Genomic DNA, 24,278 nt, shown 5'->3' with positions numbered 1-24,278 from the left:
CTGGCTAGTATCGGCACGCGATCTCCCGCGCCTTGGCGAGGTCGTCGTGGTTGTCTACCTCGACCCACGGGACGTCGCCGATCGGGGCGACCGCGATCTTCTCGCCTCGGGCCACGAGCTCCTGGTAACCGTCCTCGTAGTAGAGCTGCGGGTCGCGCTCGAAGGTGGCCTGGAGCGCGTCGGCGAGGCGCTCACCGATGCCGGGACGGATGAGCGTGGCGCCGATGTACTCACCGGCGGCCTCGGCCGGATCCATCAGCTTGGTGATCAGCCGCAGGTGACGGCCGCCGTCGAGGGTGACCTTCATCTCCTCGTCGGCGAGCTTCTTGACGTCGTCGACCGCGAGCAGGATGTCGGTGGTCGCGGGCGCGGAGAGCAGTGTCTCCTCCACCGAGACGGGGTGCACCGTGTCACCGTTGACCAGGAGCACACCCTGGTCGAAGTAGTCGCGCGCGCACCACAGGGAGTAGGCGTTGTTCCACTCCTCGGCCTTGTCGTTGTGCACGAGGGTGAGCTTCACGCCGTGCCGCCGCTCCAGCTCGGCCTTGCGCTCGTGTACGGCCTGCGCCTGGTAACCGACGATGACCACGACATCGCGGAGATCGGCCGCCGCGAGGTTACGCAGCGAGATGTCCATGATCGTGGTGTCGCCGTCGACCGGCACGAGCGCCTTGGGCAGCGTGTCCGTGTACGGCCGCAGACGCCGTCCGGCCCCGGCGGCCAGCACCATTCCCAGCAACGCGCACTCCTCATTCGGGTGAGAGCCTCCCGGCGGGCACTCCTAGGCCCCAAAGGTTAGTTGCCTTCAGGCCCTGATCGTGTAATTGAGGGTTTGCCGGGTGTTCTCAATCGTGTGCGCCGAGGTCGGCCGCGTCCATCCCGAACCTCGGGGCGGCCAGCCAGCAGGTGATGCTCTCCCAGCTGAAAAGGCACCACAGGTACAGCGAGAGCAGCACGAACACCAGCGTGACCTGCCCGGCGAGGCCGCCGAGGGCGACCAGCAGCATCCTGCCGTCCCAGCCGAGGCCGGATGTGGCCAGCCAGGCCGGCGGGTAGACCCGCTGCCGGAGACGGTAGACGACGTCGTAGTGGTGGAAGGCCATCGCGCCGAGCAGCATGAGGATCAGCCACGGCGGCACGTCGTGCGCGAAGCCCACCGAGGCCACGAAGCCGTACTCGGTGAGACGCAGGATCGGCGGCACCAGCCAGTCGAGCCGGCCGTCGTGCGGGTGGGAGCTGCCCGGACCGGCGAGCAGCAGCGCCACCGCGGGGGCGAAGACCGCCAGCCCGTCGGTGCCGGCCACGCCGACCAGCAGCAGCACCCCGGTCACGAACATCCCGACGATGGCGGGCGGCAGCGGCGGCAGCTGCCCGGCGACCAGTGCGCCCATGGCCCTCGACGGCACCCCGTCGTCCCGGTAGGCGACCACGGCACTACGCGGCACCGGCGCCATATGCACAGAAACCATGATCACATCCGTTTTCCCAGTCGCCCCGCGGAAAGCCCGACCGTTCCTGCCCGCCCCGCGACGGACACCGCCTGCCCCGTGACAGGCCCGGCCGATCCCGTGACCGGCCGACTTGATGGCGGGAGCCGCCGCCCCGGCGGAGCCCCCGTCCACGCCGGGGCCTCCCGTCTCGTGGCGGGCCCACCCCGCCCTGCCGCGCGCCCGCCGTCTCCAGTCACCGGCTCAACGACCTGCCCATCCGGCCCGCGAGAGTGTAGGTCGCGGCGATCCCACCCCAGACCAGCAGCGCGACGAAGGTCACCCGGGCGTTGAAGAGGGCGGCGGTCACCGCGATCAGGGCCATCCGCTCCCCGATGGGCAGCACGATGATCTTCTTGAACCAGCGGGTGGGGGACGCCTTCTCCATGGTCCGCGAGAGCCGCACGATCGCGTTGCCCGTACCCGGCCCGTCGCCGTCCCCGGCCGCTCTCCCGGTGTCCTGCTCGGCCCCGCCGTCCGCGGCCCGCACGGCACCGGTACCCGCCGGTGCGGCTTGCCGCTCCGGCTCGCGGAGCGGCACCGGCCGTCTGGCGTCATCGGCCGGGTCACCCGGCGAGCCCGGCGAGCCCGGCGTCCTGGCCCAGGCCGCGCCCACCCGGGCGGCGTCGGCACGCGCCCCCGCGTACGAGAAATCGATCATGTGCCGGAGCAGCTGCAGGATCATCGCGGCCACCGCGAGCCCCCAGATGCCGTCGGGTCCGCCGCCGGTGGCCTCCAGCCCGGCCGCGTACCCGAAGGCGAGGCCCACGTAGACGACGTACTCCTTGACCCGGTCGAAGGTGGCGTCCAGCCAGGCCCCGAACGGCGAGAAGGCACGGGTGTAGCGGGCGAGCTGGCCGTCGACGCAGTCGAGCACGAACGACAGGTAGAGCAGGACCGCCCCGGCGATCAGGGCCTGCCGGGTGCCCGTGGAGAACCAGACCGCGGCGAGCGCGGCCAGGCCGACGGACATGCCGGTGATCGCGTTCGGCGTCAGACCGAGCCTGGCGGCGAGCTTCACCAGGTGCCTGGACCAGGAGCTCACCCCGTACGTGGCGAAGAAGCCGTCGTTGGTCTTGACCGCGCCGTCCAGCCGGGCCTCGGCCTCGTCGACCTCCGCCAGCCTCGGCACCGCCGAGTCCACGTCCGCCTGCTCGACCATCCGGTCGCCGTGCAGCCGGCCGAGCCCGGCCGCGCGCACCGGGACACCGGCGCGGACCAGACCGACCAGGAGCAGCTGCGGGGCCTCGCCGCCGTCCATCGGGCCGAAGCCGCCCGCCTCGGCGAGCTCGGCGAGCGTCTCGGCGGCCTCGGCGAGGCGCGTCAGGTCGGACACTCCTACCTGGAGCGCGCCCCTGAAGGTGCCGTCCGCCTCGCCCACCTCGTGGAAGGAGGTGCCCGCGGCCACCACGTTCCCGCCGTCGATCCTGACCGGCGGGCGTGACGGCCCCGGCGCGGCCCTCTCGCCCTCGCTCACCAGCGCGCGGGTGTCACGGGCCGGATGCTCGGTGAGCATGGCCAGCGCCTCGGTGTGCGCCACCAGGTCACCGGCGACCAGCAGCACGGGGCCGATGGACGAGCGAGCCACCTTCGCGACCCTGCGCAGGTCGTCGGCGAGCCCCCGCGACCCCTCGGCGCCGATCATGTGGGTGCCGCCGGGCGCGTGGATGATGTCGCTGGAGCGGGCCACCACGTGCACCTCCCGCACCGAGAGTGTGGCAAGCTGTCCGGTCAGCCTGTCGAGCAGCGTTCCGGCGGGACAGCGCAGGGCGGACGCCTCGGTGGTGGCGAGCACGACCGTGGCCGTCTGGGAGGCGGTGTGAGAGTCAGGCAATCCGGGCTCCTTCGTATCCGACGGGATCACCGTACGAATCGGGGAGTGCGCACTCAGGGTAGCTAGATCTTGACGGGATAGCACGGGAGCACGCCGGACGATCGGGTACGCACCCATTACGCTCGCCATATCCGAACTGTCAAAGGAATCTGATCTTGGCCGAACGTGAACCGCGTCCTCGAACCGTCGGAGTGGTCCTGGCAGGCGGCGTCGGCCGGCGCGTCGGCCTCGGCACCCCCAAGCAGCTGCTGGAGATAGCGGGCCGGACGATCCTGGAACACACCCTCACCCTGTTCGAGGAGGCGCCGGAGATCGACGAGGTCATCGTGCTGATGGCGCCCGGCTTCACCGGGGAGGTGGAGCGGATCGTCGAGCGGAACGGCTTCGCGAAGGTCACCCAGGTCCTGGAGGGCGGCCAGAGCCGCCCGGAGACCACCTGGCGGGCGCTGCGGGCCCTGGGGCCACGGGAGTGCGACGTGCTGCTGCACGACGCCGTACGCCCGCTGGCGGACAGGAGGATCATCACCGACTGCGTCGAGGCGCTGAGGACCTGCTCGGCCGTCGAGGTGGCGATCCCGAGCTCCGACACGATCGTGGTGACCTCGCAGGGGCCGGACGGGGAGATCGTCCGTGACGTCCCCGACCGTGCCACCCTGCGCCGCGTCCAGACCCCGCAGTGCTTCCGGCTCTCGGTGATCCGCGAGGCGTACCAGCGGGCCTTCGCCGACCCCGGCTTCGGCGACCGGCCGCCCACCGACGACTGCGGCGTGGTGCTGCGCTACCTGCCCGAGGTGCCGATCCACGTGGTGACCGGCAGCGAGCGGAACATGAAGGTCACCCACCCGGTGGACCTCCTCATCGCCGACACGCTCCTGCGGCTCGCCGCGAGCGACGTTCCCCCCGCCTCGGCCTCCGCCCTGCGCGAGGCGATGGAGGGCAGGACCGTGGTGGTCTTCGGCGCGGGCGCCGAGGTGGCGGAGCTGGCCGGAGAGCACGGCGCCCGCGTGTTCCGCTTCCCCGGGCCGTCCGACCTCTCCGGGGCGCTCGAAGGGGTGCGTGTCGAGGACCCCGGCGCCGTGGCCGACGCGCTCGCCCACGCCGCCAAGGAGACGGGCGGGATCGACTACGTGGTCAACGCCCCGGGGACCGCGCCCTCGGGCCGGCTCGACGCGGTGGACGACACCGCGATCGCCGAGAGCGTGAACGTGCACCACCTGGGCCCGGTCAACATCGCCAGGGCCGCCCTCCCCCATCTCCGCGAGACCCGGGGCCACCTGCTGTTCCACGCCCCCGCCCGGGTCGAGGGCGCCGATGACAGCCTGCGCTCCGCCGCGGGTGCCGCGGTGGCCGGTCTGACCCGGGCGCTGGCGGGGGAATGGGCCTTCTACGGGGTACGGGTCAACTGCGTCGTTCCCGGGCGGGGCGACGCCCCGCGCACCGTCGCCCGCACCTCGCTGGACGTGCTCGCCTCCGGCGTCACCGGCCAGGTGGTCGATGCCCGCCCCTGACCGGTTCACGCCCCGGTGAAATGGGTCAGCCCGGCTTGCCGAACCTCCTCGGACTGGTCAGAAAACCCCAACCCCACGACATGTGCATGGTGACGTAGACCAGCGGCAGCCGGATGAGTGCCTGGGTCGGCAGGCCGCTGCCGGTGACCGCGGAGCCGGCCAGGATCGCCGCCAGGTAGCCGCCGGGGATCAGCAGGCCCGGCCAGAGGAAGGGGGAGACCACCAGGCCGGCGAGGATGGCCAGCACGGCCAGCGGCGGCGCCAGGTAGCGCAGGTTGATCGTGCCCTCGTGGGTGCGGGCGACCACCCTGCGCCAGCGGCCGTAGTGGAAGTACTGCTTGGCGAGGGCCTTGAGGTTGGGCCTCGGCCGGTAGGAGACGCGCATCCGGGGCTGGAACCAGACCAGGCCGCCCGTCTCGCGGATGCGGTGGTTCATCTCCCAGTCCTGGGCCCGCTGGAAGTGCTCGTCGTAGCCGCCGACCCGTTCCAGAGCCTCCCGGCGGAACACGCCGAGGTAGACCGTGTCGGCCGGGCCCGCGGTGCCGCCGGTGTGGAATCTGGCGCCGCCGACACCGATCTTGGAGGTCATCGCGCGGGCCACGGCCTGCTCGAACGGCGTGACGCCCTCGGCGGCCATGATGCCGCCCACGTTGTCCGCGCCGGTCTCCTCAAGGGTCTCGACCGCGACCCGGAGGTAGTCGTCGGGGAGCATCGCGTGGCCGTCCACCCTGGCGATGATCTTGTTGCTTGACGCGGCGATGGCGGCGTTGAGCGCGTTGGGAGTCCGGCCCGTGGGGTTGGGGACCACGATCACGCGGGGGTCGTCGGCGGCGATCTCGTCGGCGACTTCCTGGGTGCGGTCGCGGGAGGGGCCGATCGCGAGGACGACCTCGATCGGTCCTTCGTACCGCTGCGACAGCACCTGACGCACCGCCTCCCGCAGATGGCGCTCCTCGTTCAGCACCGGGATGACGATGGAGATCGGAGGCCAGACACGTGTCTCGGAAGACGACGCCGGCGCGGGCGAGTCGGGGAACTGCTTCATGGCGTCGCTCACGCTACTGTACGAACGGGTACCTCATCGACCCAGCAGGAGCCTAGGGGGCCATGCATGCGTGACCCGCATGAGGATTCGGGTGTGCACGTGGGCGGCGACGCCTACGGCAGCGTCCGATTGAACCCGAGACGTGACCGCAGGTCAGCCAGGGGTGCCCGCACCAGGCGACGCGGTCTCGTCATCGCGGGAACGCTCTCGTGCCTGGTCCTGGGCAGCTCCGGAGTGACGTGGGCGCTGACGAACTACGCGACGACAAAGATCAAGTCGGTCGACGCGGGGCTGCAGGAGTCGCGGCCGAGCAGCGGCGCGATGAACATCCTGGTGGTCGGCGTCGACAGGCGCGACGACCTCACCCGCAAGCAGCAGAACCAGCTCAAGCTGGGCCGCGAGAGCGGCGAGCGCACCGACACCATGATGGTGATCCACCTGTCGGAGGACCACCGCAGGGTCACCGTGGTCAGCCTCCCCCGCGACACCTGGACGACTATCCCCGGCAAGGGCCAGCACAAGATCAACGCGGCCTACCAGCTCGGCGGCCCGAAGCTCGCGACCCGCACGGTGCAGGCGGCCACCGGCCTGACCCTCCACCACTACGTCGAGGTCAACGTGCTCGGCTTCATCAACGTGGTCGACGCGCTCGGCGGCATCTCGGTCTGCACACCGGTCCCGATCAACGACCCGAAGACCGCGCTCAACCTGGAGCCGGGCACCTACTCCTTCGACGGCGTCAAGGCCCTCTCCTACGCCCGAACCCGCGCCACCGCCCGCTCCGACCTGGACCGCATCGACCGCCAGCAGCAGGTGATCTCCGCGCTGCTGAACCAGGCACTCAGCGGCGACACGCTCACCAACCCGATCAGGCTGGCCTCGTTCGTCGACACCGCCCTCGACACGGTCCGGGTGGACGACGCGCTCCGCAAGGACCTGCTCGGCCTGGCCAACCAGCTCAAGGACGTCTCCACGGACGACGTGGCCTTCGCCACGGTCCCGCTCGCCGAGGTCGACTACCGGACACCGACCGGCGAGTCCGCCGTGCTCTGGGACAAGGACGCGGCCAAGGAGCTGTTCCGCCGGATCGCCGCCGACGAGACGCTCGTCAAGCCGACCAAACCCGCCGAGTCCACACCCACCCCGAGCGCCTCGGCCTCCCCCTCGGCTCCCGCGCTGACCGTACCGCCCGCGCGGATCTCCCTCAGGGTTCTCAACGGCACCACGATCAAGGGGCTGGGCGCGCAGACCAGGGCCGAGCTGCAGAAGGTCGGATTCCTGGTGCCCGAGACGGCCGGCAACACCCCGCAGAAGGGCTTCGAAAGGACGGTCGTCCGGTACGGTCCGGGCCGCGAGGACTCGGCGCGCACCGTCGCCGCCGCGCTACCCGGCGCGGAGTCGCGCCGGGTGGAGAGCCTCGGTGACGCGATCGAGGTGGTCGTCGGCCTGAAACACGCGCCGCCGAAGAAGGTCACCGTGAAGGAGACGGCCGCACCGGCGACTCCGACCGCCTCCCCCTTGGCGACCCCAACGGCGAGGACGGCCACGGAGAACATCTGCAAAAAGTGATTTATGCGCATAACAATCTTCGGCTGGGGCAGTCAGCGGGGCACGGAGGTGATGACCGTGATCTCGACATTTGATGTTCAGACGTGGCGCAGCGGTCCCTGCGCGGTCGTGCGGGCGACAGGCGAGCTTGACCTGGCCGTCGCTCCCCGGCTGCGCGCGGAGATCGACCGCGTCCTGGACGGTGCCGGCGTCCCGGGTCTGGTGGTCGACCTGACCAGGGTGCCGTTCTGCGACTCGGTGGGGCTGGGCGTCCTGGTGGGCACCCTCACCCGGCTCAGGGAGGCCCACTGCCGCCTCATCCTGGTGGTGGGTCCCGGCATGATCACCCATCTGCTGACGATCACCAATCTCGACCGGCACTTCGAGGTACGCGGCAGCCTGCGCGAGGCGCTGGACGCACTGACCCCGAGCCACTCGACGAACTGAATCACCCCAGCTCAGAGCAGCTTTCCCGGCCGGCTCACCCTCCTCTTCCGCAACTCTCGCAGCACCCTCCCAACCCTTTTCGAGCCCTCCGGCCGAAGGTCGGCGCGCGCCACCGGCAAACTGTTTCCTCGAATAGCTGGCACATATACGGGTAGGCATCTACACTTCGCTTCGAAGCTACACGATCACGGAAAGCGATGGTTCGCACCGTTAGGGAGTATCGTGGCTTCAGATCGTCCATCCTTTTTCGCGCCGGGCAAGACGCGATCGGGAGGACGAGCTGAGGCCGGACGTCAGAGTGACACTCCCCGGCCGGATACGTACATTCACGTGAGCCTGCAGGGAAGTGGGCGATGAACGCACTTCAACTCACGAGCGAACACGCGAGCGGCTTCGTGGTCATCACGGTGGCCGGCGAGCTCGACCTGGCCACCAGGCAGGAACTGTCCGACTGCGTGCAGGAAACCATCGACGCCTGCCAGGGCACGGTCATCATCGACCTCTCCGGGGTCACCTTCATCGACGCCTGCGGCCTGAGCTCGCTGATCGGTATCAAGCGGTACGCGCGCGAGCACGACGCCCCGCTACTCCTGGCCGGAGCGCCACCCGTGGTCCTCAGACTGCTGAAGCTCACCCACCTTGAGGCCTCCTTCACGGTGATCTCGCGCTCGGAGACGATGGGCCCCCCGCCGGGCTGCCCCCAGCACGCGCCGTCCATCCAGGCGAGCACCCCCCTCGCCGACCGGTAGGCAGGCCCCGCCACACCGGCGGAGGCGGCCACCACGGCCGTCTCACGCCCTCTACCGGCCTCCAGGATCAGGCCGACTCCCTGATCACCAGGGTCGGTTCGAAGATCCGTGAGGTCACCGGGTGGTCCGGCTGCTCGATGTGGGCCAGCAGCAGCCGCCCCATCTCGGCGGCCATGTCCTCGACGGGATGGCGGACCGTGGTGAGCGGCGGGCGGCAGACCAGTGCCGCGCTGCTGTCGTCGAAGCCCACCATGGCCACGTCGTCGGGCACCCGGCGCCCGTGGTGGCGCAGCACCAGCAGGGCGCCCTGGGCCATCAGGTCGTTGGCCGCGAAGACTCCGTCGATGTCGGGGTGCTCGGCGAGCAGCCGCTCCATCGCCGCCTCGCCGCTGGCAAGCGTGAAGTTGCCCTCCACGCAGGGAATGTAGGGGTGGCCGTGGACGGCCATCGCCTCCTGGAAGCCCGCCAGGCGGTCCTGGCTGGCCGGGACGTCGAGCGGGCCGGAGATGGTCGCCAGCCGGCGGCAGCCCCGGGCGACGAGATGGTCGGCGGCCAGCTTGCCCCCGGCCCGGTGCGCGACGTCGACGTAGCTGATCGGGATCGGCCTGGCCGGTCTGGCGAAGAGCACGGTGGGCAGCGCGGCCTCGGCGAGCAGCCTGGGCAGCGTGTCCTCGGCGCTGATGGAGACCAGGATGGCCCCGTCGGCGTTGCCCTGGCGCAGGTAGGCGATGACCTGGTCGCGGCTCTCCGGGGTGTCGGCGAACATCAGGATCGGGTAGATGCCCAGCGGGCGCAGGAAACCGACGACCCCCCCGGCCACCCGGCCGAAGAACGGGTCGGCGAAGACATGGCCGGGGAACGGGTTCTCCTCGTCGCCGCCGGCCCCGGAGACGATCAGGGCGATCGCCCCCGTCCGCCGGGTGACCAGCGAGCGCGCCGCCTGGTTGGGCACGTAGCCGGTGAGGGCGATCGCCTGCCTGACCTTCTCCTGGATCGCGAGATCGACATTGCGAATTCCGTTGATCACGCGCGAGACCGTGGCCCGGGAGACCCCCGCCGCCCGTGCCACATCCTCCAGGGTGGGGGGTGCCGACACCCGCGGCAGGCCTTCGCCCATAACCTCTCCTTAAGCGTGAAGACCCCCGGCCTCAGCTGTGGGGAGTACGTCAGAAGGCTTTTATAGCACAGCGAGAGAGCGCTCTCCCGAAGGCTTTCGCGGGCTCGGCGCCTGCTCACCGGCGAGCACCTCGACGCTCAACGGCAGGTCGGCGGCCGAGCGTCCGGCGAGCACCGTGAAGGCGCCCTCCTCGGCCCGCCAGGCGTGGTGCTCGGCCGACCAGTGCTGGAAGGCCCGCGCCGGGATGTCCACCGTGACGTCGACGACCTCGCCGGGCCCCGCGTCGGCCAGGGCGTAGCCGGCCAGCCAGCGCACGGGACGGGCCACGCCCGTCTCCGGCCGGGACAGGTAGACCTGGACGACCTCGCGCCCGGCGCGCTCGCCGGTGTTGCGCAGCCGTACCCGGACCGGCAGCGAGCCGTCGGGGGCGGCCTCCCAGGGCAGCGTGAGGCTGTCGTAGGACCAGGACGTGTAGCCGAGCCCGTGCCCGAACCAGTACGCGGGCGGCTCGGGCTGCCGCAGCCAGCCGCGGTAGCCGATGTCCAGGCCCTCGGCGTAGGCGAGCGTCCCGCCGTCGGGGGCCGTGGAGACGAGTGCCCGCTCCGCCCAGGTCGTGGGCAGCCGGCCGCCGGGCTCGGCGCGGCCGAACAGGACGTCGGCCAGGCCGTGCCCGTACTCCTGGCCGGGGAACCAGCTCAGCAGCAGCGCCGCCACCTCCTCGCGCCACGGCAGGACCATGGGGCCGCCGGAGTTGACGACCACGACGGTGGCCGGGTTGGCCGCGGCCACCGCGCGGACCAGCTCGTCCTGGCGTCCCGGCAGGTCAAGGTGGGTACGATCGACGCCCTCGTTCTCGATCTCCTCGGTGGAGCCGACCACGACGATGACGGCGTCGCAGGTCCCGGCGAGCTCGACCGCGGCCGCCAGCTCCACCTCGTCGGCTCGCCGGGGCGGGTCGGCGGCCAGGACCGAGGCGATCCCGCTGCCGGGGTCGAGCCGCCGCCGGGAGACGAGCTCCACCGCCCTGCCCACGGCCATCGGGACCCTGACCCGCCGGTACGGCGGGGACAGGTGCACGGTGGCGGGGTCGTCGGTGTCGCGTTCCACCTCCTCGTCCACCAGGACGCGGCCGTCCACCTCCAGCAGCACGTGCCCCCATCCGGCCACCGCCAGCTCCCAGGCGCCGTCCGTCTCCGGGCTCAGCAGCGCGCGGATCTCGACGGTGGCCGCGGCGTCGATCCGCGCCGGTTCCAGGACGCGGCCGGTCAGCCGGTGCTCGGCGTGGATCTCCGCGCCCCCGGCGTCCAGCAGCCTGACCAGGACGCCGGGTTCACCGGTCAGCGGGTTGCGGGCGTTCTCCGTGCCCAGCGGGGTGGGCCGGTCGTCGAGGTGCGGGCCGGGCGAATGGAGCACCTCCGCGGTGCCGGACAGCGCCTCGCGGATGCCGTCGAGGGGCGACACGACGGACATCGGGTACACGCCCGCGCTGCCGCCGCCCTGGATCCTGGCGACGGCGGCCTTCGGCCCGAGCACCGCGACCCTGCGCAGCCGCGAGGGGTCCAGCGGGAGCAGCGACCCCTCGTTGCGCAGCAGCACCGTGCTCGCGGCGACGGCCCGGCGCAGCAGCGCGCGGGCGGGGCCGTGGTCTTCCCGTTCCGCGGGCCCCGGCGGGACGGCGGAGCCGAGGTCCAGCGCGCCGACCCGGGAGGCCAGCCTGAGCAGGCGCCGTACCTTGTCGTCGATCGCAGCCTCGGGTACCTCGCCCGCGCGCACCGCGGCGACCAGTGCCTCTCCCCAGGGGCCCTGCGGCCCCGGCATCGCGAGGTCCTGCGCGGCGCGGGCCGAGGGAGCGGTGGAGCGGACGCCTCCCCAGTCCGACACGACCACCCCGTCAAACCCCCACGTCGTCTTGAGCGGGTCTGTGAGCAGCGGGCTCTCCGACATCGTGGTCCCGTTCACCCCGTTGTAGGCGGACATGACGGCCCAGACGCCCGCCTGCACCGCGGCTTCGAACGGCGCCAGGTACAGCTCGTGCAGGACCTGCTCGTCGACGCGGGCGTCGAGGGTGAGCCGCTCGGTCTCGGAGTCGTTGGCGACGTAGTGCTTGGCGGTGGCCGCCACCCCGCCGGACTGGACTCCCCGGACGCAGGCGGCGCCGATCCTGCCGGTCAGCAGGGGGTCCTCGGAGTAGCACTCGAAGTGGCGCCCGCCGAGCGGCGAGCGGTGCAGGTTGAGCGTCGGGGCGAGCAGGACGTCCACGCCCTTGCGCCGCGCCTCGACGGCGAGCAGCCCACCCAGCAGCTCCACCAGATCCTCGTCCCAGGTCGCGGCCAGTGCGGTGGCCGACGGCAGGGTCAGCGAGGTGCTCCGCTCGTCCCAGCCCTCCCCGCGCACACCGACCGGGCCGTCGGAGGTGACCATGGCCCGCAGTCCGATGCCCGGCTCGGCGTGGGTGGACCACACGGTCGCCCCGGTGAGCAGCCGCACCTTACGCTCCAGGTCCAGCTTCTCCACCAGCCGGTCGAACTCGTCGATGCTCACGTGGTTTCCCTTCACCGTTGGAGATCACTGTTGTAGATCACTCTTGGAGAGCGCTCTCCAGTACGTCATGACGTCAGCGCGCTGTCAATGTCCAAAAACGGCGGCGCGACGGCGCCCCTGGGGATCCGGTCAGCGGATGCCGTCGAGCAGATCGCTCTGGGTGGCGCGGGCCCGCTCGACGGCTGCGGCCAGAGCCCTCGTCCCCTCGTCGGCACCGGCGGTCTGCTCGGAGCGGGCTACCGCGGCCGACTGGTCGAGGTGCTCGCGCAGGCGGTCGGCGAAGAGCCGGTCGAAGGCCGGACCGGCGGCCTTCCTCAGCGCCGCCAGATCGGCGGCGGTGACCATACCCGGCATGTCATGCCCTTCGTGCACGTTCGTCGCGGGCAGGCCGGTACGGCCCAGCATCTCCCTGAGGCGTTCGAGCTCGGCCAGATGGGCCTTCCTGATCCGGGCGGCCAGCCGCCGTACCGCCGGGTCGTGCCCGCGTTCGGCGCCGAGGTCGAGCAGGGGCAGCGTCCGCTCGTCCATCGGGATCATCAACTGGAGCCACGCGGTGTCCGTGGTGTTGAAGCCGGCCGCCGGCGTGGCGGCGGGGGCGGTGGGGACGACCGGTGCCGGGGATTCATGGTGGTGGCCCGGCGCGGCCGCCGGGGAGTGGGCACCGCAGCCGGCGATCGGGCCGGACACGAGGAACAGGGTGAGAATCGCGCCGGCACGTCTCATATGGACCTTCTCGTGTCAGGGGCGGGTGCCAGGCCCCGGCCGCCGGGGCCGGGACCTGGCATCCGCGGTCAGGGGAGCTCGAAGTTCTCCGTGAGGGCGGCGCCGCGGTGCGGCTTGTACAGGTCGTAGCCACGCGGGTTGCACTGGAGACCACCATTGATGCAGTGGGTCACCAGGGCGTCAAGGATGGCGGGGCTGTCCCAGGCGTTGAAGAAGTCGTAGTGCCAGGTGTAACCGCGGCCGCTGGCCAGCCGCGCCTGCGACAGGTCACCGCTCGCGGGGAAGGCGATCTTGAACTCCAGCATCGGCACCGCCACCGGGTGGCTGGCCGGGCAGTAACCGTCGACGGGATAGGACATGTGGCTCTTGTGGTTGGGGCTGTCGAGGTTGACGCCGTCCCAGCAGCTCGGCGACTGGTAGCGGACGTTCACCTGGCTGCCCGCCACGCAGGAGGTCGGGATGTCCCAGCTGTGGGAGATGTCGCCGCACTCGAAGCCCTCGACGGTGCCGGGAGAGTCGCGGAACTCCGCCAGCGTCGCGGTCGGGCTGCCGACGACGAAGCGCAGGCCCTGCGGGAAGGGCTGCACCTGCCAGTAGTCAAGGATGCCGGACTTGTAGTAGATGACCTGGTTGCCGGTCGGCCGGATCAGCTGGTCGCCCTTGTAGAAGCTCGGGAACCAGTAGGCCGACCTGTCGTGCGGGTTGGTGCACGAGGTGCCGCCGCCGAGGAGCGAGGAGGTCGTGCTGCTCGCGTTGGTCGTGTTGTTGCCGACGAAGGTGTGCATGTGCGAGGCGCCGGGCAGGCCGGGGTAGACGATCGGGTCGTCCGGCCGGTCCGCCGTCCAGGAGCAGTTGGCCTGGAACTCGTGGTGGGTCACCTCGTCGGTGAACGTCGGCTTCGGCCTCGGGGTGGTCCCGGCGCCGCCGGTGCCGTACACCTTGAACTCCCAGAGGGAGTAGCCGTAGCCGGTGCCCCGGGCGGTGCCGTACATCCGCACGTAGCGGCCGGAGCCGGAGACAGCGAGGGTCTGGGTGCCGCCGGTGCCGGTGGTGGTGGAGTAGACGTCGATCCACGGCGCCGCGCCGTTGCCGGAGACCTGGATCTTGAACGCCTTGCCGTAGGCGCCCTCCCAGTTGAGAACCACCTGGGAGACGGTCGCGGTGGCACCGAGGTCCACCTGGAGCCACTGCGGGTCGGCGGCGGCGCTGGACCACCGGGTCCCGTTGTTGCCGTCGAAGGCGGCCCCGGCACCGTACCCGCCTCCCTCGGTGGAGGAGGCGGTCGCGGGCCGGCCCTGCGAGAGCAGGGCGTCCGCCGCGGTGGCCGGGGTGATGATCGCCAGACCGGCCGCGACCAGCGCGGTGAGCGTGGCGACGACCAGTCCCAGGCGGAGCCTGACTGGGCTTCGGGATGGGTGCATTGCCTCTCCTTCTGTGGGGGGTGGCCGTCGAAAACGGCGGCACGGAGAGCGCTCTCCTATGAGGTTGATCCATTTTGTTATGAATTGTCAAGACGAGATCGCACCCAACCCGAAACCCGTCATTCATGTTCGTGACACACGGAGTGCGGCACCAGCGGCTTCTGCGGGGGCCTCTCGGCCGGGGGCAGGTTTCCAGAGCATGAGCAGCACGTTTCGGACTCGCGCGAAGAAGGGCCTTGACACCGCTCGATCTCCGGTAGCACCCTCGGTTACGGAGAGCGCTCTCCCCCCCTGCCGCGTTGATGGCAGGCATCCCCTTTTTGAGGAGAGATCGTGCATCCAGCTCGTGGTTCGGGCCGATTCCGGTTAGGTCTGGTCATCGCCGCCCTCGCGGCCCTGGTCGTCTCCGGTCTGGCATTCGTCAGTCCCGCGGCGGCGGCCGACACCCTGCTGTCACAGGGCAGGACGGCGACCGCCTCGTCGTCCGAGGGCGCCGCCTACGGCGCGGCGGCAGCGGTCGACGGCAACCTGACGGGCACCCGGTGGGCCAGCGCGTTCAGCGATCCGCAGTGGCTCCAGGTGGACCTCGGCGCCACCGCGACGATCAGCCGTACCGTGCTGACCTGGGAGGGCGCCTACGGCAAGGCGTTCAAGATCCAGATCTCCGACAACGGCACGACGTGGACGGACGTCTACTCGACCACCACCGGCACCGGCGGCACCCAGACCCTCGACGTGACCGGCACCGGCCGCTACGTACGGATGTACGGCACCACCCGGGGCACCGGCTACGGCTACTCCCTCTGGGAGTTCCAGGTCTACGGCAGCATGGGCGGCACCCAGGGGCCGAACTGCTCCACCGCGAACGCCGCCCAGGGCAGGCCCGCCTCGGCCTCGTCGTCCGAGGGCGCCGCCTACGGCGCGGCGGCAGCGGTCGACGGCAACCTGACGGACACCCGGTGGGCCAGCGCCGCCAGTGACCCGCAGTGGCTCCAGGTCGACCTCGGCTCCTCCCAGCCGATCTGCCAGACCGTGCTGACCTGGGAGAGCGCCTACGGCAAGGCGTTCAAGATCCAGATCTCCGACAACGGCACGACGTGGACGGACGTCTACTCGACCACCACCGGCACCGGCGGCACCCAGACCCTCGACGTGACCGGCACCGGCCGCTACGTACGGATGTACGGCACCGCCCGGGGCACCGGCTACGGCTACTCCCTCTGGGAGATGCAGGTGCGCACAGGCACCGGCGGCAACCCCCAGGAGCCTGAGGAGCCCGGCACCTGGACCGAGGTGTGGAAGGACGACTTCAACGGGGCGGCCGGCACCTCCCCCTCGGCCGCCGACTGGATCCTGCGCACCGGCACCTCCTACCCCGGCGGCGCCGCGAACTGGGGCACCGGCGAGGTCGAGACCATGAGCGCCTCGACGGCCAACGTCTTCCTCGACGGCACCGGCAACCTGAACATCAAGGCGATCAAGGACGGCGCGGGCAACTGGACCTCGGGCCGGATCGAGACCCAGCGCACCGACTTCGAGCCCAAGCCCGGCGAGATGCTCAGGTTCAGCGCCCGGCTGAAGCAGCCCGACGTCGCGAACGCCCTCGGCTACTGGCCGGGCTTCCGGGCGACCGGCGCCGCCTACCGCGGCAATTACAACAACTGGCCCTCCGTCGGCGAGACCGACATCATGACCGGCGTCAACGGCCGCGACCAGCTGGCCAACACCCTGCACTGCGGCACCGCCCCCGACGGGGTGTGCAACGAGTACAACGGCCGCACCAGCGGTTTCGCCACCTGCGACGGCTGCCAGAGCGGTTACCACGAGTACGCCCAGGTCATCGACCGCACCAAGACCGACGAGGAGATCCGCTTCTATCTCGACGGCAGGCAGACCTGGATCGTGCGCCAGAGCCAGGTCGGCGTCGCCGCCTGGAAGGCCGCCCTGCACCACGGCTTCTACCTCCGCCTCGACCTGGCCATCGGCGGCTCGCTGCCCAACGCGCTCGCGGGCGTCACGACACCGACCGCCGTCACCACCTCGGGCGGCGTGCTGAGCGTGGACAAGGTCTCGGTCTCCAGGCAGACCGGCACCACTCCCGCCGCCATGACCGACCCGGCGACCCCGGCCGGCCCGAGCACGGTCAGGGTGACCGGCTCCCAGGGCAACTGGCAGCTCCAGGTGAACGGTTCGCCGTATGTGATCAAGGGCCTGACCTACGGCCCGCCGCAGGCCGCGGCCGACGGCTACATGCGCGACCTCGCGGCCATGGGCGTCAACACGATCCGTACCTGGGGCGTCGACGACACCCACACCCCGGCACTGCTGGATCGGGCCGCCCAGCAGGGCATCAAGGTCATCGTCGGGCACTGGCTCAACCAGGGCGCCGACTACGTCAACGACACCGCGTACAAGACCAGCGTGAAGAACGAGATCGTCGCCCGGGTCAACGCCCTCAAGGGCCGCCAGGGCGTGCTCATGTGGGACGTCGGCAACGAGGTCATCCTCACCATGCAGGACCACGGCCTGCCGGCCGACGTGGTCGAGCAGCGACGGGTGGCGTACGCGAAGTTCGTCAACGAGGTGGCGGAGGCGATCCACGCCGCCGACCCCAACCACCCGGTCACCTCCACCGACGCCTACACTCACGCCTGGACCTACTACAAGGCCCACTCCCCCGCCCTGGACCTGCTCGCGGTCAACTCCTACGGCGCCATCCACACGGTCAGGCAGGACTGGATCAGCGGCGGGTACACCAAGCCGTACATCGTCACCGAGGCGGGACCGGACGGCGAGTGGGAGGTCCCGAACGACGTCAACGGCGTGCCCAACGAGCCGACCGACCTGCAGAAGCGGGACCAGTACACCGCCAGCTGGAACGCGATCAAGGGCCACACCGGCGTCGCACTCGGTGCCACCGAGTTCCACTACGGCCTGGAGAACGACTTCGGCGGGGTGTGGCTCAACACCACCACCGGCGGCTGGCGTCGGCACGGCTACCACGCGCTCAAGGCGGCCTACACCGGGCAGCCCTCGGCGAACACGCCCCCGGAGATCACCTCGATGACCGTCGGCTCGCAGACCGCCGTCCAGGCCGGTAAGCCCTTCACCGTCGAGGTCGCCGCCTCCGACCCGAACAACGACCTGATCCGCTACAACCTGATGTTCAGCAACAAGCACATCAACGGCAACCGTGGCTTCGACAACGTCAGGTTCACCCAGACCGGCCCCGGCAGGTTCTCGGTGACCGCACCGGAGCAGATGGGCGTGTGGAAGGTTTACGTGTACGCCTTCGACGGGCACGGCAACGCCGGCATCGAGCAGCGCTCCTTCCGCGTGGTCCCGCCCACGGTCGCCGGAACCAACGTGGCGCTCGGCAAGCCGACCACCGCCTCCACCTACCAGGCGACCGGTGACGGCGGCCCGTTCACCCCAGGCCGGGCGACCGACGGCAACTTCTCGACCCGCTGGGCCAGCGAGTGGGCCGACCCGCAGTGGATCCAGGTGGACCTCGGCGCGACCACCGCCATCAAGCACATCCAGCTCGGCTGGGAGGGCGCGTACGGCAAGGCGTACCAGATCCAGACCTCGACCAACGGCTCGACCTGGAGCAACGCCTACTCGACCACGACCGGCGACGGTGGGTTCGACTCCATCGACCTCACCGCGTCCGCCAGGTACGTCCGGGTGAACCTCACCCAGCGCGGCACCGCGTACGGCTACTCCCTCTGGGAGTTCGGCGTCTACAGCTAGTTCCTCGCTGGATCCCGCACAGCGTCCGGCCCTGGCCAGGGCCGCGTGTGCGAGTAGTGACACACCGCCCATGTCTTTTCTGGGCGGTGTGTCACCGCCTCCTCTCGGAACCCCTGCGGAAGGCCTTCAGAAGCCCTTCTGCGGCGCCGAATCCTGACCGTCAGGCAACGCGTGAGGAGGGCACCGCCCAGGTTTTACAGGAGCCCGGGTCACCGCTCCTGAAACCGCGGTCGAGCCAGTAGACGATGTTCTTGCCCTTGGCGAAATAGCGGTCTTTCTTGGAGTTGTAGTCGCCGTTCTCCTTCACGAGTTCCAGCAGCGCGGGCCAGCCCTCGCTGTCCTGCCCCGCGCTCTTCCAGACGCTTCCCAGGAAAACTCCACCCAGGCAGTCCGCCTGCAGGGCCCAGCGCCGGACCCGCTCGAAACGCTCGGCCTGGTTTTTGGACGGCAACGCGCCGTAAGCATCGGTGATGCCGGTGAGGAACTGCAGATGGTTGCCGTAGAGCCTGGCGACGTAGTGGAAGTGGTAGATCTCGCGGGTCGGCAGGTAGTAATCCTCGTCCACCAGTATCGCCATCGTCTTCGTCGCGGAGCAGTAACGGGAGTTGATGTCCTTGTGCCACTTTTTCCCGCAGAACTGCGTCTGCTTGGTGAGGACGACGAGCTTGGCGGGCGCGAAGGGTAGCTTGGCGCGCTTGAAATGGGCCGACCACGAAGCGTTCAGGCAGCTCCACAACCCGACGAGGGTGCGCTTGGCGTCCGCGACGCTCTGGGTGCTGAGCGCGCCGTCAGGACATTCCGATGATTTGATCCTGCCGCTGCGGTAGAGGCTGTTGTCGGTCAGCACGGGCACGTCCCTGACAGGAGAGGCGAGAGCCTCGGCACTGCCGGAGATGAGGAGAACGCCGAGGAGGGCCGAGGCCAGCAGCGCGGGGGGTCTGAACATGAGAAAGCAGGTTAGAGCAGAAAACCGGCAACAAGGATCGGCACGGCGTCGATACGGCGGGGTCGGCACCGCTCTCCAGGCCGGCTCGATGGGAGATTCGTCGATCGATCACTGCCGATCGGCTGTGGATATGCTGGCCATGTCGGGAAGATCGGCGCCCGATATCCGACAAGCCCTTGCCGTTTACAGGGAGTAACGAATGGCACGCTTGGTGGCCACCGGCTGGACCGGAGCAGTTCTCGCCGCCCTCCTGCTGACCGGTTGCTCCTCGGACCAGTTGGGCGATCGCGGCGGGAAGGAAAACGCGGCGCCTGACAGGGTCGGCGATGTCGATTACATCGAGGTCTTCCGCAACGCCGACAATTTCCCCAACGTCGCCCGGATCTGTGTCGAGGGCCTGGCCTTCGCCGCCACGTCGAGCGGGACACGCGGCGAGAGCGGCGTCGCCAACCCCGCGCTGCTCCGCATACCCGAGTGGGACGCCAAGTGCGCCGAGCACTCGAAAACCCCTCCGTCCCCCAAGGCGAGTTCCTCTCCGGGCTGACCCGGGAGCCGTGACTCCCTCGGACGGGATTCCTTTCCCGGCCCGGGCTCGTCGACCAGTCGTGACAGGCACGCTCGCCCGCTCAGGACCCGCTCAGGGGGCGGCCCCCGCCGCTCTCGGCGAGTAAGGACATCCGTGCGGAGTACCGGCGTTCAAGCGCGGCCCTACGAGGCCTGTTCCTGCCGCTCGTCACCCGTGTCGAAGAAGGTGCTGAGATACTCCTCAGGTTCGAGATCGCTGTCCCGGAGGAGGGAGAAGACCTCCGTGCCCGGCTCGATCACGTCGTCTGACAGCCAGTACGCCTGCGCCAGCCCCAGATACTCGAACGCGGTACCGGTGGCGTATTTCGCGGCCTCGCGTTCCGCCATGACAATGGCCTCGTCAAACGAACCGGCGCGCCACAGGGTGACCCGTTCCTCGTAGGTGTCGTGTGGCGCCCCCCAGCGGAAAACACATCGAACCGTGTACCAACCGGTGTCAGGCGTCTCGATCACACCGTAATGATGCCGGTTGGCAGTGATCGGAGCACTACCGAGGTGTTCGTGGCCACCGTCTTTCACACACCGCCACTTTCACACACCGCCACGGAAACCAGACGACACTCGCCCTGCTGCCGGGGGCGATTCGTACGCTCCATGGAGGATCACCGGCAGGTGCGGAGCATGTTGAGCAAGGCCACCTTCTCCTTGCGGGTCACGAAGAGCCGGTAGTGGTGCTTCACGGTGATCCATGAGGTCGCGTACCGGCACCAGTGGGCGCGGCGCTGCGGGCGCCAGCCCTGCGGGCCTCTGCCGCCTTTGGCGATGTTGGCGGAGTGGCTGACGGTGAGCAGTTCGGGGCGGGTCAGGTCGTTGGCGAAGGCGCGCCGCTTGGCCTGGCTCCATCGTTTGGCGCCCGAGCGCCAGGCGTAGGCGAGCGGCACCACGTGGTCGACGTCCACGTACTTCTCGTTCTTCAGCCACTTGCCGTCGTACGGGCTGTACCAGAGTCCCTTGACCGGGTGGCAGGCCGCGTTGCGGCGTACGCTCCGCCCGTCGCGGGCCAGGACCATCTCCCGCGTGCTGCACCTGCCCTTGCGGTGCGCCGATCGGGGCTGGAACCGCTCGCGGCTGTAGCCCCGGATGGACAGGGGCCTGGCGACCTTGAGCTGAGCCAGCATGCGCCGGGCGAGGGTCGCGGCCTCTGCCTGTGATCGCTTGCGCGGGTCGGCCGCCGCCTCCGGGGTGGTGAGGGCGGAGGTGATCGGGATGAGCACGAGGGTGAGTACGGCGACGTGGGTTGCCCGCCTCAGGAAGATCATGACTTTACCTATACCCAACGACAGCCCCGACCCCGGCAGCCGGCAGGAACGGCCGGAGCCGGTGATCGCGCCACTACCCGTACAAGCCGTACAGGCCAGAAAGCGGTCTTCAGCCGCGCTCGCGGCCTGATGTTCCTCTGCTCTGTACGGCCCGCAGCGTGAGCATGCCGCCCAGCAGCACGAGCCAGGCACCGAGCGTGAACCTGGTGAGCAGGAGGACCACGATCATCAGGGCCTCGAAGGTACGCCCCGGCGACCCCGGCATCAGGTCCACGAAATGACCGACGGTCTCCACCGACATCAGCAGGCCGCCGATCCCGCCGAGCACCGCGATGAAGGCGTTCAGCCGCCACAGCAGGAGTGCGGCCGCCGCGATCACCACGCCCAGCAGGACGGCGGGGACGATCGCGAGCAGCACCTCGGGCAGATCGTCCTCGCTGCCCAGGACAAGCCCCCAGAACAGGAAGACCAGGGCCAGTGGGATCACGAGCGCCATGCTGATCGCCGAGGCCACATTATGGCGCCACACCGCCACGCAGAAGGCGGGAACCACCGGGATCAGGCAGCCCATGCTGATCATGATCCAGACGGGCAGGCTCAGGAGGTACGTGTGGCGCTCGAAGGCCAACCTCGCGAAAAAATCCAGACCCTGGGCGAACAGGGTCAGCGCGAGCAGGACCATCAAGACCAGCGCCACCACGGAGGCGATCAACCGCGGGGCATGGGTGTGAGCCCGGCTCCCCGGCACCTGCGATCCCGGGTCGGGCAGCAGCAAAGTGCCGGACGGCGGGGGCGCCGGGCGGTCCGGCACGGGCACGGTCCGCGATCCGGCCGCAGCCCCCGGCTCCTGCCCTGTCAGCAAGCCCAGCAGTTCCTCGGTGCCGGGCCGTGCCTCCGGGTCCTTGGCCGGGCAGCGCGCGAGCAGTGGCCGCAACCCCTCCGGCACCTCGGACAGATCCGGCTCGGTGGTCAGGATGGCGTGCATCATGGCGGGCATCGTGTCCCCCTTGAACGCCTGCTGCCCGGTAGCCGCGAACACCATCGTGCTGGCCCAGCTGAACAGGTCCGCCGCCGGCCCGACCGCCCCGCCCGCGAACTGCTCGGGCGCCATGAACGCGGGCGTCCCCATCACACTGCTGGTGGCGGCCTGATCCAGGGGCCTGGCGAGCCCGAAGTCAATCACGACCGGCCCCTCGGCCCCCATGATCACATTGCTCGGCTTGAGTCCCGGTGCACGATCCCGGCCCGGTGGATGGCGGCCAGCGCGGTCAAGGTGGTCACCGCCAGCCGTTCCAGCCCGCTGCCGAACCGCACCCCCTCGCCTCTCACCAGCCGGTCCAGCGAGGGCCCGGTGATGAACTCGCTCACGATGTACGGTCGGCCGTCGGCGACCCCGACGTCCAGCACCCGGGCCGTGCAGAACGGCGCCACCCGCCGCCGCCTCCACCGCCTCAGATGTGTTAGCAGCGAGATGGTCGGATCCGCCGCCGCCCGCCTTCAGCACCCACCGGTGGCACGGCCAGGCTTCATGTCGGCCATTTCGGTCTGCTGATCATCATGGTTTGTGCGTCTGGCGGACGACGACTTGATGGAGTAGCCGTGAGCTCCCGTCATCAGCCCTTGCTATTCGTCAGGCAACAGATACCGCCAGGAGAGCACGAAGAGTGCCCCCGAACTGGTCTTGAAGAGCGACCGGCCGTGCTCCTGCCCAGCAGGCACCGCCTTGATGATCGCACTCACCGCCGCCCCCTCGATGTCCTTCTGCCAAATCGGGTCCACCATGCCCGAAGGCTCCGGGACCCCTGCGGGCCACGGCGCCGGCTTGCCCTCCGCCGAGGCGGCCCCTTCGGCGACCATGCGGACGCGGGTGGCGACGTAGTCGGTGCCCGCGGCGGCGGCCCGGGTCGCCAAGCCGTCCATCAGCTTCTTCGCCTCCGAGAGCTCCTTCGGGTAGAAGTCCGCGACCTGGTCCAGAGCCGGGGCCCGGACCTCCAGCATCTTTCCGTCCTTCCCCCGTACCCCGAGGACGGTGGTCGGCACGTCCGTCACCATCGGCGCGCCCGGCTTGGGCTCCGCGGTCGGCGGTTGCCCGGTCAGGTACGTCTCCATCGACGCGACCGTCTCGCCCGTCTCGGCATCGGCGAGCTTCAGCTGCTTGCTCGCGTCAACGATCACCAGGCCGTCGCTGTACAGCACCACCCTCGGCGGACGCAGCACGTTCATGGTCGCGGTCACGAACCCGCCTTCGGCACCCCACAATGCAACCGGCTTCGCCGGCCCATCGTCAGCCGGGGTCGCCGACATATCCGATTCCGCACCTCCGCAGGCCGCAGTCAGGGACAACAACGCCACGAACAGGGTCATTCGTAATCTCATGCCCCACAAACGTATGTTTCCTTCAGATGGTTCAGCCGGTGTCGTTCGAGGTCAGGCGGATCCGCCGGCAAGGGCAACCGCCGACTCGGCGAGATCGCCGCGGCCGCCTCCCACTCCAGCACATTCCTGGTCGAGCGTTACCGACGAGCAGCAAAACATCACGGACGAAAACGCGCCAACGCGCTATCGTCGCCGTCGGCACCCCCATCCCCGTGATCATCAGGCACCTGCTGTCCGCCCCCAACGCTCGCTACCACGACCCCGAATCCGACCATTACCAATCCCACATCCCCACCAAGCGCCGCGAACGCGACCTCGTCCACCGGCTCGATCTCCGAGGCCTTCCTGAGGAGATCCACGCGGGTGGCTCCCACAGGAGTGGAAGGCACGGCGTGACTCTGGAAAGCAGAAAGGCCCGTGCTGGCGTTTCGCCTGTTCGCGGGCCCTCTCACTGTGGCGCGGCCGAGAGGACTCGAAACCCCAACCTTCTGACGCTCCTATGTCAAGCGACTGCTTGATGGGCTTGTGTCGGAGCGATGTCCCGGGCTTCAATGTCGGCGATCATGACGCGATAGACCACGTCTGACAGGTGTCGTTTGAGGACGCGCAAGGGATCGGGCTCCGGTGATCTTGAGGCTGTAACAGCTACTCGGGTGCCTCGTCGGGCTCTACGGTGCGTTCCTCGGTGGTGGTGACGAAGCTGCCCATGCCGCGTTCGGTGCGGATCCATCGATCCTTGCGTAGGGCGTTCATGACCTTTTGTGCGGTCTGAGTGGCGATGCCGAATTCTTGGGTGAGGTCGACGACCGAGGGGATGCGTTGGCCTGGCTTGTACTGGCCGGCTTCGATGCGCTTGACGATGATGTCTCGTACCTGTCGCCACCTGGGCAGATCATCGCGCAACTCGGTCATGAGCACACGGTAGAAGCCCGTAGAGGA

21 protein-coding genes are annotated in these 24,278 nt (G+C 69.9%); 6 read left to right on the top strand and 15 right to left on the bottom strand.

Annotated elements, in window-relative coordinates; translation table 11 throughout:
• Positions 1–4 precede the first annotated feature (4 nt).
• The 3 genes from ACWD3H_RS15225 to ACWD3H_RS15215 all read right to left on the bottom strand — a co-directional run bounded on the left by ACWD3H_RS15225 (position 5) and on the right by ACWD3H_RS15215 (position 3,321).
• Entirely contained in the window at positions 5–739 is a 735-nt protein-coding gene (locus tag ACWD3H_RS15225; protein ID WP_030907488.1) for a phosphocholine cytidylyltransferase family protein, read from the bottom strand.
• A gap of 106 nt (positions 740–845) precedes the next feature.
• Positions 846–1,469: a DUF5941 domain-containing protein gene (locus tag ACWD3H_RS15220; RefSeq protein WP_355615615.1), complete on the bottom strand. Its 624-nt coding sequence runs from the start codon at positions 1,467–1,469 to the stop codon at positions 846–848.
• A gap of 214 nt (positions 1,470–1,683) precedes the next feature.
• On the bottom strand, positions 1,684–3,321 hold the full coding sequence (locus ACWD3H_RS15215) for a CDP-alcohol phosphatidyltransferase family protein (RefSeq protein ID WP_451955403.1): 1,638 nt from the start codon (positions 3,319–3,321) through the stop codon (positions 1,684–1,686).
• A 155-nt stretch (positions 3,322–3,476) separates the two neighbouring features.
• Here ACWD3H_RS15215 and ACWD3H_RS15210 point away from each other — a divergent pair, with 155 nt between their 5' ends.
• Entirely contained in the window at positions 3,477–4,829 is a 1,353-nt protein-coding gene (locus tag ACWD3H_RS15210; protein ID WP_451955402.1) for an SDR family oxidoreductase, read from the top strand.
• A 25-nt stretch (positions 4,830–4,854) separates the two neighbouring features.
• On the opposite strand, the gene ACWD3H_RS15205 is transcribed toward ACWD3H_RS15210, so the two are convergent.
• Entirely contained in the window at positions 4,855–5,874 is a 1,020-nt protein-coding gene (locus tag ACWD3H_RS15205) for a glycosyltransferase family 2 protein (protein WP_451955490.1), read from the bottom strand.
• A gap of 66 nt (positions 5,875–5,940) precedes the next feature.
• Between ACWD3H_RS15205 and ACWD3H_RS15200 the strand changes: the two genes are divergently transcribed.
• The 3 genes from ACWD3H_RS15200 to ACWD3H_RS15190 all read left to right on the top strand — a co-directional run bounded on the left by ACWD3H_RS15200 (position 5,941) and on the right by ACWD3H_RS15190 (position 8,618).
• The gene (locus tag ACWD3H_RS15200; RefSeq protein WP_451955401.1) at positions 5,941–7,443 is read left to right on the top strand and encodes an LCP family protein; all 1,503 of its coding nucleotides are present in this window, start codon (positions 5,941–5,943) and stop codon (positions 7,441–7,443) included.
• A 57-nt stretch (positions 7,444–7,500) separates the two neighbouring features.
• Entirely contained in the window at positions 7,501–7,869 is a 369-nt protein-coding gene (locus ACWD3H_RS15195) for an STAS domain-containing protein (protein WP_355557171.1), read from the top strand.
• A 353-nt stretch (positions 7,870–8,222) separates the two neighbouring features.
• Positions 8,223–8,618 (top strand): STAS domain-containing protein, encoded by a 396-nt coding sequence (locus ACWD3H_RS15190; RefSeq protein WP_451955400.1) that lies wholly within the window; start codon positions 8,223–8,225, stop codon positions 8,616–8,618.
• A gap of 67 nt (positions 8,619–8,685) precedes the next feature.
• On the opposite strand, the gene ACWD3H_RS15185 is transcribed toward ACWD3H_RS15190, so the two are convergent.
• The 4 genes from ACWD3H_RS15185 to ACWD3H_RS15170 form a co-directional block, all read right to left on the bottom strand.
• Positions 8,686–9,735, bottom strand: a complete 1,050-nt coding sequence (locus ACWD3H_RS15185; RefSeq protein ID WP_350951655.1) for a LacI family DNA-binding transcriptional regulator — start codon at positions 9,733–9,735, stop codon at positions 8,686–8,688.
• Between the two features lie 60 nt (positions 9,736–9,795).
• A complete protein-coding gene (locus ACWD3H_RS15180; RefSeq protein ID WP_451955399.1) occupies positions 9,796–12,276 on the bottom strand; it encodes a glycoside hydrolase family 3 C-terminal domain-containing protein in 2,481 nt (826 codons plus the stop codon).
• 129 nt (positions 12,277–12,405) lie between these two features.
• Positions 12,406–12,999 carry a DUF305 domain-containing protein gene (locus ACWD3H_RS15175; RefSeq protein WP_451955398.1) on the bottom strand — a complete coding sequence of 198 codons (594 nt, stop codon included), beginning with the start codon at positions 12,997–12,999 and terminating at the stop codon, positions 12,406–12,408.
• A 68-nt stretch (positions 13,000–13,067) separates the two neighbouring features.
• Positions 13,068–14,420 carry a DUF1996 domain-containing protein gene (locus ACWD3H_RS15170; RefSeq protein WP_451955397.1) on the bottom strand — a complete coding sequence of 451 codons (1,353 nt, stop codon included), beginning with the start codon at positions 14,418–14,420 and terminating at the stop codon, positions 13,068–13,070.
• A gap of 333 nt (positions 14,421–14,753) precedes the next feature.
• On the opposite strand from ACWD3H_RS15170, the gene ACWD3H_RS15165 reads away from it, so the two are divergent.
• The gene (locus tag ACWD3H_RS15165; RefSeq protein ID WP_451955396.1) at positions 14,754–18,173 is read left to right on the top strand and encodes a galactose-binding domain-containing protein; all 3,420 of its coding nucleotides are present in this window, start codon (positions 14,754–14,756) and stop codon (positions 18,171–18,173) included.
• Between the two features lie 160 nt (positions 18,174–18,333).
• Here the strand turns inward: ACWD3H_RS15165 and ACWD3H_RS15160 are convergent, their stop codons facing one another.
• Complete coding sequence (locus tag ACWD3H_RS15160; protein ID WP_451955395.1) at positions 18,334–19,119, bottom strand: hypothetical protein; 786 nt, start codon at positions 19,117–19,119, stop codon at positions 18,334–18,336.
• 199 nt (positions 19,120–19,318) lie between these two features.
• On the opposite strand from ACWD3H_RS15160, the gene ACWD3H_RS15155 reads away from it, so the two are divergent.
• Entirely contained in the window at positions 19,319–19,663 is a 345-nt protein-coding gene (locus tag ACWD3H_RS15155) for a hypothetical protein (protein WP_350920676.1), read from the top strand.
• Positions 19,664–19,827: 164 nt separating this feature from the next.
• On the opposite strand, the gene ACWD3H_RS15150 is transcribed toward ACWD3H_RS15155, so the two are convergent.
• The 6 genes from ACWD3H_RS15150 to ACWD3H_RS15125 all read right to left on the bottom strand — a co-directional run.
• Positions 19,828–20,157 carry a hypothetical protein gene (locus tag ACWD3H_RS15150; RefSeq protein WP_451955394.1) on the bottom strand — a complete coding sequence of 110 codons (330 nt, stop codon included), beginning with the start codon at positions 20,155–20,157 and terminating at the stop codon, positions 19,828–19,830.
• Between the two features lie 149 nt (positions 20,158–20,306).
• Positions 20,307–20,963 carry an HNH endonuclease family protein gene (locus tag ACWD3H_RS15145; protein ID WP_451955393.1) on the bottom strand — a complete coding sequence of 219 codons (657 nt, stop codon included), beginning with the start codon at positions 20,961–20,963 and terminating at the stop codon, positions 20,307–20,309.
• A gap of 109 nt (positions 20,964–21,072) precedes the next feature.
• Entirely contained in the window at positions 21,073–22,146 is a 1,074-nt protein-coding gene (locus tag ACWD3H_RS15140; protein WP_451955392.1) for a protein kinase domain-containing protein, read from the bottom strand.
• Positions 22,147–22,169: 23 nt separating this feature from the next.
• Entirely contained in the window at positions 22,170–22,394 is a 225-nt protein-coding gene (locus tag ACWD3H_RS15135) for a hypothetical protein (RefSeq protein ID WP_451955391.1), read from the bottom strand.
• A 192-nt stretch (positions 22,395–22,586) separates the two neighbouring features.
• Positions 22,587–23,198 (bottom strand): hypothetical protein, encoded by a 612-nt coding sequence (locus ACWD3H_RS15130; protein ID WP_451955390.1) that lies wholly within the window; start codon positions 23,196–23,198, stop codon positions 22,587–22,589.
• 786 nt (positions 23,199–23,984) lie between these two features.
• Positions 23,985–24,278, bottom strand: a 294-nt coding sequence (locus ACWD3H_RS15125) for a GntR family transcriptional regulator (protein WP_451955389.1), incomplete at its 5' end; no start/stop codon positions are given.

Source organism: Streptosporangium sp. NPDC002607 (genome assembly GCF_053592655.1).
The sequence above is the reverse complement of the archived record's forward strand: the minus strand, read 5'-3'. Positions and strand labels throughout refer to the sequence as shown.